We start from the raw sequence: 12464 nt of genomic DNA, 5'->3' as shown, positions 1-12464 counted from the left end.
GCTTAGCTTGTACAATGAAAATAAATAATCAGAAAAATCGCGCTGTTATGTCTCTCACACCACCGCTATATATCTTTGATTTACAGCCACAACGGGCTGAACGTTTATCTACTGTACTGAGCTTTGTGACCGAACCGCATCAGTTGCTCGGCGCCGATACTTTACAGGATAAATTGCAGCAACAGCCTGAGTCCGTAGTGATATTGGGAGCGACAGGTGTGGTTGAACCCGCGGTGCTGGTCCGGCAATTTCCGGCCTCGGCGTTTCTGGTGATTGGCGACGCCCTGTCTTATCTGCTCGAGCATGCCAATGTGGTTGGCGTATTAAGCGAGCCCTTTGTTTACAGCAGCCTGACACAGCTACTGCGCGATGCCCAGCAATATCACCGCCTGCTCCCCACCCATAAACAACCGGAATTACTGGCGAAGTTTGATGGCATGGTGGGGCAGACTGCCGCGATGCAAAAAGTGCGGTTCTTAATTCAGCAAGTAGCGAAAACCGAGGCCAATGTGCTGGTGCTCGGCCCCTCCGGTACCGGTAAAGAAGTGGTAGCGCGCAATATTCATTTACTGTCGAACCGTGCCAGCGGGCCCTTTGTGCCGATTAACTGTGGTGCTATACCGGCAGAACTGTTAGAAAGCGAGCTGTTCGGCCATGAAAAGGGCGCCTTTACCGGCGCGATTTCTACCCGCAAAGGCCGTTTCGAACTGGCGCAGGGTGGCACTCTGTTTTTAGATGAAATCGGCGATATGCCGCAGCCGATGCAGGTGAAATTACTGCGAGTATTGCAGGAGCGTATTTTTGAACGGGTAGGGGGCGCTCAGACTATCAAGGCGGATGTCAGAATTATTGCCGCCACCCACCGCGATCTGGAAACCATGATCGTTGATGGCAGTTTTCGCGAAGATCTGTATTATCGGCTGAATGTCTTTCCGATTGAAACACCGGCACTAAGCGAACGCGCTGATGACTTGCCGCTGCTGATTAACGAACTTTTGAACCGGCAATATCAGGCGCATCAGGCCCGGGTGAAATTTACCGAACGGGCGATTGAAAGCCTGAAGTTACATAGCTGGCCCGGTAACGTGCGTGAACTGGCCAACCTGCTGGAGCGGCTGGTGATTATGTATCCGGATCAGGTGGTAGATGTCGCTGAGTTGCCAAAAAAGTATCAGCATTTGGAAGTCGATTCCTATCAGCCGGTGTATCCGGAAGCACTGCAAGAGCGGGATTTACTGAATTCACTGTTCCAAAGCTCTGAACCCGAGCCTGATATTGACAATGACAATGTAGAGCAAACTGATAGCGCCGAGCTGCAGCTGATTTTTGCGCAAAGTTATGCGCAGCCGGTAATGCAGGATTTGCCCGCCGACGGTTTGGATTTAAAGGAGTTTTTGTCTGAGCTTGAGGTGCGGTTTATTTCACAGGCGTTAGAGCGCCATGATTATATTGTGGCCAGAGCTGCTGAAATCCTCGGTTTGCGTCGTACTACCCTAGTCGAAAAAATGCGCAAGTATAATCTGGGGAAAGAAGAGTAACGCCGCCGCTCTGGTGTCCAGTGTGAACAAAATCTAAGCAGTAAACGTCAACACGCCCTACCAGGTAAATCACGGTTGTCGTTTTTTTGACTCTAAATATCTATTCATAATCAATGCTTTATGCTTGGCACGCTCTCTGCATATACAGTCGTTATGCAAGGCTAGAGAGTATGTTGTGCTATGTCAAATCCTGTTTGTACTGTTGCCAAGGCAGATGCTGAGCCATCCGCTGACCAGACCCAGCCGTTGGTTATATCAAACGCTGCCCGTCTTGAACATATTCTGCGCGCCTTACCCTCGGGCGTCATTATCCTCGATGCCAAAGGTCGGGTTGCCGAAGCGAATCCTCAGGCCTGTAGCATGTTAGGCGAACCCTTGTTGGGGCAGAGCTGGTTACAGGTGATTGGTCGGGTATTTCAACCCCGCTCTGACGATGGTTTGGAGGTATCGCTAAAGGATGGCCGGCGCTTAAAGATCGCCATCAGCGCACTACACCCGGAGCCCGGGCAACTTATTGTTATGACGGATTTAACCGAGACCCGGGCTCTGCAGCACCGGCTGCATCATTTACAGCGCTTATCGACGCTCGGCAAGATGATGGCCACGTTGGCACACCAGATCCGTACCCCTTTATCCTCAGCAATGCTGTATGCCGAAAATCTGACTAACAGTAAACTGGCCGCGGCACAACGTGGCCAGTTTCAGCAGAAGCTGGTGTTACGGCTGCAGGAGTTAGAGCAGCAGGTAAACGATATGCTGCTGTTTGCCCGCTCTGGCAGTGCCCAGGCGGTGCAGCCGTTGCAGCTGAGCGCTTTGCTACAGCTGTTTCAGGAACGTAGCGAAACCCTATTGATGCAGCACCATGCCAGGCTGCAGCTGACAGCTCCAGACACTGAGGTGCAGTTGCTGGGGAATACGCAAACCCTGTGTGAAGCCCTGCTTAATCTGTTGCAAAACAGCTTGCAGGCCTGCACTGAACCTTGCCTGTTCCGCATTGAGGCTCGGCTGCGGGGAACTGAACTGGTGTTGCTGCTCAGCGATAACGGGCTGGGGATCCCGGATGCGATTCTGCCGCAAATCTTTGAGCCTTTTTTCAGTCAGAAAGCCGGAGGCTCCGGTCTTGGCCTGGCCGTGGTGCAGGCGGTATTGCAAAGCCACCATGGCCAGATTAGCTATCTTAAACCCGCACAGCGGCCGGCAGGGGCACTCAGCGGCGCCTGCTTTGAGCTGCGTTTACCTTGTCTGGCTGCCGATCTCATCCCGGCTGCACAGGAGATTGCCTATGTCTGAGCTTAATCTATTGATTGTTGAAGATGACAACGGCTTGCGCGAAGCCCTGACCGACACCCTGCTGCTGGCCGGCTTTACGCCGCTCAGCGTGGCAAGTGCCGAGGAAGCGTTATTGCTACTGCAAAAACAGCAGGTGCAGTTGGTTATTTCTGATGTCCAGCTCGGCTCGGTATCAGGTTTAAGTTTGCTGAAAACATTACGGCAGCAATACCCGCAGTTGCCGGTATTGTTGATGACCGCCTATGCCAGGGTGCAGGATGCGGTAGAGGCTATCCGCCTTGGGGCTATTGATTACCTGGCGAAGCCTTTTTCGCCGGAAGTGCTGGTTGCTATGGTTAGCCGTTATGTGCAGCCAGCAACGCAGAGTGCACAGCAGCCGGTAGTGGCCGATCCGCAAAGCCTGGCGCTGTTGCAACTGGCGCAAAAGGTTGCCAAAAGTGATGCCAGCGTGATGATTACCGGCCCCAGTGGTTCCGGTAAAGAGGTGTTGGCGCGTTATATCCATCAGCAATCTGGTCGCAGCCAGGCGCCTTTTATCGCGATTAACTGTGCGGCGATTCCGGAAAATATGCTGGAAGCAACCTTATTCGGCTATGAGAAAGGCGCCTTTACCGGAGCGGTGCAGGCATGTCCCGGTAAGTTCGAGCAGGCCAATGGTGGCACCTTGCTGCTGGATGAAGTGACAGAAATGCCGCTTAACCTGCAGGCTAAACTGTTACGGGTGTTGCAGGAGCGAGAGGTTGAGCGTCTTGGTGGTCGCAAGGTACTAAAACTGGATTTACGGATCTTAGCCACCAGTAACCGGGATCTGCGTCAGGCAGTAGCGGAAGGTATACTGCGCGAAGACCTCTACTACCGGTTAAATGTTTTTCCACTTGGCTGGCCAGCGCTAGCCGCGCGGCCGGGCGATATTCTGCCACTAGCCAGTTTTTTACTGGCGCGCTATGCCAAACAGCACGGCAAGGCTACACCAGCTTTCAGCGAGGACGCAGAGCTGCGACTGCTCAGCTATCATTGGCCGGGTAATGTCCGGGAACTGGATAATGTGATACAGCGGGCGCTGATCCTGCAAACTGGCCCGCAAGTCACCGAGCACGATATTCTGCTGGAAGATCTGCCCTTTGTTCCTAGCATAGCGCTTGACGACCATACTGAGCTGCCCGCAAGCGACAGCAACTTTAAAAGCGAACTGCATCAACAGGAGCATAAGCTGATATTGGCAACGCTGCGTGCCTGCGACAACAGACGTAAAGAGGCGGCGGCCCGGCTTGGTATCAGTGATCGTACCCTGCGCTATAAACTAGCCAGAATGCGCGAGCATGGTATAGAGGTGGCATAACCCTTGCTTTAGTCCCTGTCAGAAGCAGCAAATTTTTGACAGGCACTATTATGCAAATCAAAGGTCAGGCGTTATACGCACAAATGCAGTCCATGGCCAGCCAGGCCAGAGCCTTACCGGCAGACGCTAAACCTGCCATGGATATCGCGCCGGTTAATGGTAGCCAGTCTGATTTTACTACCCTATTTAAAAATGCCTTGGGCAACGTTAATACTCTGCAGCAACAGGCCGGTGCTATGCGCAATGCTGTTGAGCTGGGCGATCCCCGGGTATCGCTGGCGCAGGCCATGATTGCCTCGCAAAAATCTTCGTTAGCTTTTGAAGCCACGGTGCAGGTTCGCAACAAGTTGGTCGAAGCTTACAAAGAAATCATGTCGATGCCGGTTTAAATTGGCGCCTGTTAGGAGAGTATTGTGGCAGAAAATCAATCAACAGAGCTGGCGCTGAGCAACACTGACTTTAACCCGGAGCCGGCCGCACAACCAAAAACCGGTATCATGGGCGCCTTCAATAGCGGTGGCGACTTGATGCGGCAATTGACGCTGGTGATCGCGCTGACGATCTGTCTGGCGATTGCCATTCTGATTATTTTGTGGGCCAGAGCGCCGGAACTGCGGCCACTGGGTACCTATAGCACTCAGGAATTAATCCAAACGCTGGATCATCTGGATGCGCAGAAGTTTAAGTACAAACTGGAAGGTAATGTCATTCTGGTTCCGGAGAATACACTGCAACAGGTACGGCTTAGTTTATCCCGCGCCGGTATGAGTAACGAACCGTCTTTGGGTACGGAGTTTTTATTGCAGGACAGTGGCTTTGGCGTCAGTCAGCGGCTGGAAATGGAGCGTTTGAAGCATAGTCGCGAGCAACAGTTAGCCCGCACCATTGAAGAGCTGCAAAGTGTGGCTCGTGCTCGCGTATTACTGGCAATCCCGAAAGAAAATGTGTTCGCCCGCCAACAAGCACAGCCGTCGGCGACCGTGCTGGTAACAGCGCGCGGCGGGCGGGTGATCCGAGACAGCGAAGTGGATGCGATTGTTGATCTGGTCGCCTCTGCGGTACAAGGGCTGGCACCCAGCCGTGTCACTGTGACCGATCAGAATGGCCGCTTATTAAATTCCGGTTCTATTGATGGCAGCGCAGCACGCAACCGCCGCGAACTGGAGATCCAACGTAGCCGCGAAGACGAATACCGTCAGAAGGTTGACTCTATCCTGATGCCTGTGCTGGGCGTAGGTAACTACACCGCGCAGGTTGATCTGGTCATGGACTTTACTGCCGTAGAGCAAACGCAAAAACGCTTTAACCCGGATCTGCCGGCAGTGCGCAGTGAAATGATTATTGAGGAAAACAGTGTCGGTGGTGGCAGCAGTGGTATTCCCGGTGCGCTGTCCAATCAACCACCGATGCCGTCCGCTATTCCTGAACAAGCAACAGGTACGGCATCACAAGCCGTAGTACCAGGGCGGAATAGTCGTGAAGCGACCCGTAATTTTGAGCTGGATACTACCATCAGCCATACCAGTCAACAAAGCGGCGTGATCCGCCGGCTGAGTGTCTCAGTCGCCGTTGACTATAAAGCCGCTACTGCCGAGGATGGCTCGGTTGCGATGACACCCCGCAGCCAGGCGGAACTGGAAAATATCCGGCGTTTATTGCAAGGTGGGGTTGGCTTTGACGCCCAGCGTGGTGATACTATCGAAGTCATTGCCGTACCCTTTGTACGTGAAGCTGTCGATGCTGACGTCAGTACACCTTTCTATCTGGAGGACTGGTTCCTGCAAGTGGTGAAGGTCGTAGTCGGTGGTTTGCTGGTGATCGTGATTATGTTGGCGATTGTCAGACCTATGCTGCAAAAACTGATGAATCCGGCAGATACCAGCGATACTTATGACGAGCATTCATTATCACAGGGCTTGGATCTGGGCGATGATTTTGATGCCACTGCCTCGGTGTTTGACGATAAAGCGGTGGGCTTTGCCCCGGATGGTACCCTAATGTTACCTGACTTACATGGTGATGAAGATTTGTTACGCGCAGTGCGGGCTCTGGTTGCCAATGAACCTGAACTGTCCTCTTTGGTCGTCAAGAACTGGTTAGCTGAAGATGAGTGAGAAAAAAGCCGTTAAAGAATTTGATATCAGCAAGCTTGACGGTGTTGAGAAAGCTGCCATCCTGCTGCTGAGCTTATCAGAAGAAGATGCTGCCCAGATCCTGAAACATCTGGAGCCGAAGCAGGTACAGAAAGTGGGTTTGGCGATGGCACAAACCACTGATCTGAATCAGGCCAAAATTGCCGCGGTGCACCGGCGCTTTATTGAGCAGATCCAGAACTTCAGTACCATTGGCTTCCAAAGCGAGGAATTTATCAAGCGTGCTCTGACAGCAGCGCTGGGTGAGGAAAAAGCCGCTAATCTGATAGACCAAATCGTATTAGGCGGTGGCGCCCGCGGTCTGGACTCGCTGAAGTGGATGGATTCAAAACAGGTTGCCAATATTATCCGCAATGAGCACCCGCAGATCCAAACCATTGTTTTATCCTATCTGGAGCCGGAGCAGTCAGCCGAAATTCTATCCCAGTTCCCGGAGAAGGTGCGGCTGGATCTGACGATGCGGATCGCCAACCTGGAAGAGGTACAACCGGCGGCGTTACAAGAATTAAACGAAATTATGGAGAAACAGTTTGCTGGTCAGGCCGGTACCCAGACCGCGAAGATGGGTGGCCTGAAAGCGGCTGCCGATATTCTGAACTATCTGGATACCAACCTGGAAGGTCAGCTGATGGATGCTATCCGTGAGCATGACGAGGAAATGGCACAACAAATTCAGGATCTGATGTTTGTGTTTGAAAACCTGATTGATGTCGATGATCGTGGTATTCAGACGATACTGCGGGAAGTGCAGCAAGATGTGCTGATGAAAGCACTGAAGGGCACGGACGAGAATCTGAAAGAGAAAATCTTCAAAAACATGTCGAAACGCGCAGCTGAGCTGTTACAGGATGATCTGGAAGCCATGGGGCCGGTGCGCGTCAGCGAAGTGGAAACGGCGCAAAAAGAAATTCTGTCGATTGCCCGTCGCTTATCTGATGCCGGTGAAATTATGCTCGGTGGCGGTGGCGGTGAAGAATTCCTCTAAGGCCAGCTGAATGAGTAACCAAGATGCGTTCCGTTACAAGAAACCGTTCTCACCAGACGCAGAGGTCGAAGATCTGCTGCGTGCCTGGCAGACGCTGGATCTGACTGCCGAGGTGGAGCAGGATGAGACCACCAACGCACTGAACCTGAAACGGCCGACCTCGTCAGTGGTAGCCCAGGAAGAAGACAGCAGCGAAATCAAGCCGCTTACTGCGGATGAGATTGAACAGATCCGGCAGGCTGCGTATGAAGAAGGTGTAGCTCAGGGTAAAGAAGAAGGCTTTAGTCAGGGTTATCAGGACGGACGTTTGCAAGGTCTGCAGGATGGCACGGCGCAGGGATTGGCTGAGGGTAAGAAACAAGGCCTGATGGCAGTGCAACCGGAAATTGATGAAAAACTGGGCCAGCTGACCTTGCTGCTGGACCAGCTACAACAACCGTTGGCCGGTTTGAACCAGCAGGTAGAGCAGAGCTTGCTGGAGTTAGCCCTGGCAATGGCCAAGGCGGTGATTGGGGTCGAGGTCAAGACCAATCCGCAGGTGATCCTATTGGCTATACAGGAAGCAACGGCCGCATTACCACTGAAAACCGAACTGATGCGGATTAAATTACATCCTGATGATCTCGCCATTATCCGTAGTCATTACAGTGACGAGCAAATACAAGCCCAACACTGGCAACTGCTGGCCGATCCCTTGCTTGAGCGCGGTAGTTGCCTGGTCGAAGCTGAAAAAACCAGTGTTGACAGAAGTTTGACGCAACGCATTAACAGCAGTCTGGAACACTTCCTGCATCAGGCCGATAACGAACACTAATCAGGCCCTCCGGCCGTTGTGACAGTGAGCTAAGATGGCTGAACCCGCTAAACTGCAGCAGTTTTTGCAGCAACAACATCAATTTATTCAATCCAGCAAGCCTGCGGTGTCCGGCCGTTTGGTGCGGGTCGTCGGTTTGACCCTGGAAGCCACCGGCTGCAGCGCTGCCATTGGTCAGGCGTGTTTAGTTGAGGGTGCCCGTGGCGATCTGCTGGCTGAAGTGGTTGGCTTTGCACAGGATAAAGTGTTTTTAATGCCGCAAGAGGATATCGAGGGCGTGGTACCGGGTGCCAGGGTAACTCCGTTACTGCAGTACAAAGGGGTACCTCTAAGTATGAGCTTATTGGGGCGGGTGATTGACGGTGTTGGCAGACCTCTGGACGGTAAAGGCCCCATCGCGGCGACGCAGTTTAGCAGTGGCAAAGGTAAAGCCATAAACCCTTTACACCGGCGTCCGATTAAACAGCCGCTGGATGTCGGCGTCCGCACTATCAATGCCATCCTGACAGTGGGAAAAGGCCAGCGTATGGGCCTGTTTGCCGGCTCTGGGGTCGGAAAGAGCGTACTGCTCGGCATGATGACCCGCGGCACTGCCGCAGATGTTATCGTGGTCGGGCTGGTCGGTGAGCGTGGTCGGGAGGTAAAAGAGTTTATCGATGAGATCCTGGGCGAAGACGGTAAAAGCCGGGCTGTGGTCGTGGCGGCGCCGGCAGATGTTTCGCCGCTGATGCGGCTAAAAGGCTGTGAAACCGCGGTTCAGGTTGCGGAGTACTTCCGGGACCAAGGGCTTGATGTGTTATTACTTATTGATTCAATTACCCGCTATGCCCAGGCCCAGCGTGAGATAGCTCTGGCGGTGGGCGAGCCGCCCGCGACTAAAGGTTATCCTCCTTCGGTGTTTGCCAAATTACCGGCACTGGTGGAGCGGGCTGGTAACGGCTCCGGCCATCAGGGCTCAATTACGGCCTTTTACACGGTATTATCTGAAGGCGATGATTTACAGGATCCGATTGCCGATGCGTCACGGGCGATCCTGGATGGCCATATCGTGTTATCGCGACAACTTGCTGACGCTGGACACTTTCCTGCCATCGATATTGAGAAGTCAATTAGCCGGGTGATGCCGGCCGTTACCAGTGAAGAGCATCAGTTACTGGCGCGTAGCATTAAGCAACTCTATGCCAGCTATCAGCAAAGTAAAGATCTGATCGCTATCGGCGCCTATGTTCGCGGTAGTGATCCTCAGTTGGATCTGGCGATCCAATTGTTACCGCGGATCAATCAGTTCCTGCAGCAGGGGATGAAGGATGTCGTACCTTACGATGATTGTCTCAGTGCATTAAGCCAGCTGGCGCCGAATCAACGGGGTAGAACATGAGCAGTAAGCTAGCGTTGTTGATCAAAGTTCAAAAAGAGCGCGAAGAACAGTTACAGGCCAACTTTGTCCGGGCACAACAGATGTACCAGCAAGCCGAGCAAAAATATCAGGGGCTTGCGCAATACCGCACTGACTACATCCAACAAAGCCAGCAGCAGGGCTCAATAGGGCTGGGCGGCAGGCAGTATAACCAGTTTCTGGCCTTTATCAGCAAATTAGATGAGGCATTAAGCCAGCAAGCGCGGGTGGTACAGCAAAGCCGAAACGCAGCTGAACAACGCAAACAAAGCTGGTTGAAGATGCAAACCAAACGTAAGGCATTAGAGAAATTGCTGCAGTTAGCAGCTGAACGTGAACAGCTGACGCAGGAGCGGCAGCAACAAAAACTGGCAGATGATTATGCCCTGCAGCGCTTTATGCAGCAGCGGCTGTTGCTAAACAGTGACTAGGGCGTGTTGACGTTTGCTGCTTAGATTTTGTTCGCACTGGCGGCGTTTTGATCGCGAAACGAGGAGCGCAGTTTAGTCATTCTAAATAAGTGACGAGTGAAGCTACCGCGTCCTGCTCTCGCCCCTGACCTGCATCCATGCAGGCCACAAAGAGCAAAGCGCCGCCAGCGCGAACCCTCCGGGCAGCGTTTGGCTGGCGTTTCTACTGCGTTATCGCTTGTTCATGTAGAATAACTACACATCACAAGCTCTGCCTTGTATAAACACCAGCCAAACGGCTGCAAAAACAAGCAGTAAACGTCAACACGCCCTAAGCAGAGGCAGCGGGTCAAACCGACAGCGTGAGCTGGCGCGCCGATGTCATTACCCCGGGTCACTGAAAACTGGCGCGAATTTTGAATGTAATTTGTCAGCAGTACTGTGACAAGCATTTTTGCAGCGCAAAGATGGCGAACAAATAAAGCCCAAGGTCAGTCAGTGCACAAGCTAATACTGACCGCAGGCGCAAGTAGCAACGGATTACAGGTATATCTCTATGACGCAAGGTGTGCAGATATCAATGCTGTTAAACCCGGCAGAGTCGCTGGCATTTAGCGAAGTGCCGGGTTTTGCCACTACGGCGGAGGCTGGCTATAACGGCGAAACCACTTTTGCCCGCTTGCTCAGTGACGAACAACAACAACAGTTGCCGCAGCGGCAGTCTGTTGCCGCTGTACCCAGCCAGCTTGCCTCCCCTGAACCCGTTGCAGAAGCTGAGCTGACTCCGCTACCGGTACCAGCCGTTGTGGCAGCGGATCCGGCCGGGCAATCAGTGGCAGCAGCTGCTGAATCAATACCAGTAGAATTGTCTGATGCGGACATTGCCGTCTGGTCCGAAATTTCGTTACCGCCTGTTGAACCTGAGCCGGTTGCACAGCAGGCGGCTATTTCCTGGTTGGGCTTAATTGAACAGGCAAACCAAACCAGTGCACAGTTGGATAAAAAGCGTTTTATGGCGATCCAACAGCAGTTAATGCAGCACCAGGTAATTGAACAGCAAATCGGGCCTGTACCAGAGTCGCCATTATTACCGGCAGAGCAAGCAGAGTTAATTTTCAGTCAGCAGTTTGACACCACAAGACAACAGAGCAGTAGCAGCCCGACAACTAAAGTTGGCACGGCGCAGCAATTATCAGAGCCTGTAATATCTGCGCCCGCTATAGCGGCGTCGGCTACTGAGCCATCAGGCACCGAGGTTGAGCAAGAAACGGCTCAGGCCAACCTCGACCCCGTGCTGCAACTTCAGGCGAAGTCGGAGCGAACCGCTGTCACGCAAGCAGCGGCTGATTTAGAACGTACGATCATGCAGCCGGTGGTCAGTGCCAAAGCTGCAGGCGTTACCGACGGTCAGGCTGATAAAGCGATAGTCAGCACGCCGACTTCTGCTGTGCCGCAGACGCCACTTCAGCCAGCGATAGCTCCGGAAACTACCTCTGCCGCGATGCTTGCGCCGGAGCAAGAAGTTGTTGAACTGATGCAACAGATGCTGCCGTCCCAAGCGGCTCAGCAGACAGCCCCGTTGAGTAGCAGTAAAGCCGTCGCGGATCCAACAGTGCCAGTGGATAAAACGGCGGTTGAGCCGGTTGTTGTTATTAACGACGTAGCTGAGGTCGCTGCGCTGGCTGTTACGGCAGCGCCTCAGGCTGTCAGCCAGTCTGCGGCGCCGCTGCAAGCTGCGGTTAGCCGTGTTGCGGGAACCTCGCCGGCAGCAAAGGGAACAGCGGAGCGGCATAGTAAAGTTGACAGCGAAACAGCGTCACGCGAACTCAGTGCTGGTCGTAACGTCAGCCTGACAGAAGCGATTCCGCCAGCTGAAACCAGCGCAAACAATGCCTTGCCGCCGATTAGCCGGCTGGAAGTGGTGCTAGCCGCGAACAGCGGCAGCGCAGTGCCAGCTACCACCTTAACTGAAACGGCAACCCAATTACAAAGCCGGTTTGAGCAGCAACTGACACAGCAACAGAAAGCGGATGCTCCGCCAAGCGCTCCAGAGTTAAGTGCAAAATTAAAGCAACTGAATCTGCAGCAGCAGGATGCCACTTTGCAGCTGCGTGAGCGGGTGCATGTAATGGTCAGACAAAATATTCAGGTTGCCGAAATCCGGCTTGATCCTGCCGAGCTTGGTCAGATGCAGATCCGGGTAAATCTGCAGCAGGAACAAGCATCAGTGCAATTTATCGTGCAGCAGCAAGCAGCAAAAGAACTATTGGAGCAGCAAATGCCCCGCTTACGGGAAATGTTACAGCAACAAGGGATCCAATTGGGAGAAGGCCAGGTGCAGCAGCAGGAACGGCAGCAAACCGGTCAGAATAGTCAGGGGCAGCAGCAAGGCACAGAATTGGCTGATACAGGCGATGACGCAATGCCGACCCAGCAAATTCAGGTTAAGCTTTCTGAGCGTTTGGTTGACTACTATGCTTAAGCAACAGCCAACTGTCTGACTTTTCATTTACAAAGTTTCGGGCCGGTGAGCATAATA

The 12464-nt window shown here is 53.2% G+C and carries 10 protein-coding genes; all 10 read left to right on the top strand.

Going from position 1 to position 12464, the window contains the following annotated elements; genetic code table 11:
- The first annotated feature begins 47 nt into the window (after positions 1-47).
- The 10 genes from A9165_RS02705 (at position 48) to A9165_RS02660 (ending at position 12407) form a co-directional block, all read left to right on the top strand.
- Positions 48-1538 carry a sigma-54 dependent transcriptional regulator gene (locus A9165_RS02705; RefSeq protein WP_051030632.1) on the top strand — a complete coding sequence of 497 codons (1491 nt, stop codon included), beginning with the start codon at positions 48-50 and terminating at the stop codon, positions 1536-1538.
- A gap of 180 nt (positions 1539-1718) precedes the next feature.
- A complete protein-coding gene (locus A9165_RS02700) occupies positions 1719-2828 on the top strand; it encodes a PAS domain-containing sensor histidine kinase (protein WP_255365626.1) in 1110 nt (369 codons plus the stop codon).
- Positions 2821-4167 (top strand): sigma-54 dependent transcriptional regulator, encoded by a 1347-nt coding sequence (locus A9165_RS02695; protein ID WP_065954818.1) that lies wholly within the window; start codon positions 2821-2823, stop codon positions 4165-4167. Before A9165_RS02700 ends, A9165_RS02695 begins: the two co-directional genes overlap by 8 nt.
- A gap of 50 nt (positions 4168-4217) precedes the next feature.
- Positions 4218-4556, top strand: a complete 339-nt coding sequence (gene fliE / locus A9165_RS02690) for a flagellar hook-basal body complex protein FliE (protein ID WP_039925582.1) — start codon at positions 4218-4220, stop codon at positions 4554-4556.
- Positions 4557-4580: 24 nt separating this feature from the next.
- Positions 4581-6281, top strand: a complete 1701-nt coding sequence (fliF, locus tag A9165_RS02685) for a flagellar basal-body MS-ring/collar protein FliF (RefSeq protein WP_008609976.1) — start codon at positions 4581-4583, stop codon at positions 6279-6281.
- Complete coding sequence (gene fliG / locus A9165_RS02680) at positions 6274-7305, top strand: flagellar motor switch protein FliG (RefSeq protein ID WP_008609977.1); 1032 nt, start codon at positions 6274-6276, stop codon at positions 7303-7305. The genes fliF and fliG overlap by 8 nt, the downstream gene beginning before the upstream one ends.
- A 10-nt stretch (positions 7306-7315) precedes the next feature.
- A complete protein-coding gene (gene fliH, locus A9165_RS02675) occupies positions 7316-8119 on the top strand; it encodes a flagellar assembly protein FliH (RefSeq protein WP_065954817.1) in 804 nt (267 codons plus the stop codon).
- Between the two features lie 34 nt (positions 8120-8153).
- Positions 8154-9497, top strand: a complete 1344-nt coding sequence (fliI, locus tag A9165_RS02670; protein WP_065954816.1) for a flagellar protein export ATPase FliI — start codon at positions 8154-8156, stop codon at positions 9495-9497.
- Positions 9494-9946 (top strand): flagellar export protein FliJ, encoded by a 453-nt coding sequence (fliJ, locus tag A9165_RS02665; RefSeq protein ID WP_008609981.1) that lies wholly within the window; start codon positions 9494-9496, stop codon positions 9944-9946. The genes fliI and fliJ overlap by 4 nt, the downstream gene beginning before the upstream one ends.
- 535 nt (positions 9947-10481) lie before the next feature.
- Positions 10482-12407: a flagellar hook-length control protein FliK gene (locus tag A9165_RS02660; protein WP_065954815.1), complete on the top strand. Its 1926-nt coding sequence runs from the start codon at positions 10482-10484 to the stop codon at positions 12405-12407.
- Positions 12408-12464 lie beyond the last annotated feature (57 nt).

Source organism: Alishewanella sp. HH-ZS (assembly GCF_001704375.1).
Taxonomy (GTDB): domain Bacteria; phylum Pseudomonadota; class Gammaproteobacteria; order Enterobacterales; family Alteromonadaceae; genus Alishewanella; species Alishewanella aestuarii.
Note: the sequence above shows the minus strand (reverse complement) of the source record. Positions and strands in the feature narration are given on the sequence as shown.

Excerpts from the sequence above, each read along its gene's own strand:
- A9165_RS02705 (WP_051030632.1), top strand. The coding sequence starts at position 48 with ATGTCTCTCACACCACCGCTATATATCTTTGATTTACAGCCACAACGG.
- A9165_RS02700 (WP_255365626.1), top strand. The coding sequence starts at position 1,719 with ATGTCAAATCCTGTTTGTACTGTTGCCAAGGCAGATGCTGAGCCATCC.
- A9165_RS02695 (WP_065954818.1), top strand. The coding sequence starts at position 2,821 with ATGTCTGAGCTTAATCTATTGATTGTTGAAGATGACAACGGCTTGCGC.
- fliE (WP_039925582.1), top strand. The coding sequence starts at position 4,218 with ATGCAAATCAAAGGTCAGGCGTTATACGCACAAATGCAGTCCATGGCC.
- fliG (WP_008609977.1), top strand. The coding sequence starts at position 6,274 with ATGAGTGAGAAAAAAGCCGTTAAAGAATTTGATATCAGCAAGCTTGAC.
- fliH (WP_065954817.1), top strand. The coding sequence starts at position 7,316 with ATGAGTAACCAAGATGCGTTCCGTTACAAGAAACCGTTCTCACCAGAC.
- fliI (WP_065954816.1), top strand. The coding sequence starts at position 8,154 with ATGGCTGAACCCGCTAAACTGCAGCAGTTTTTGCAGCAACAACATCAA.
- fliJ (WP_008609981.1), top strand. The coding sequence starts at position 9,494 with ATGAGCAGTAAGCTAGCGTTGTTGATCAAAGTTCAAAAAGAGCGCGAA.
- A9165_RS02660 (WP_065954815.1), top strand. The coding sequence starts at position 10,482 with ATGACGCAAGGTGTGCAGATATCAATGCTGTTAAACCCGGCAGAGTCG.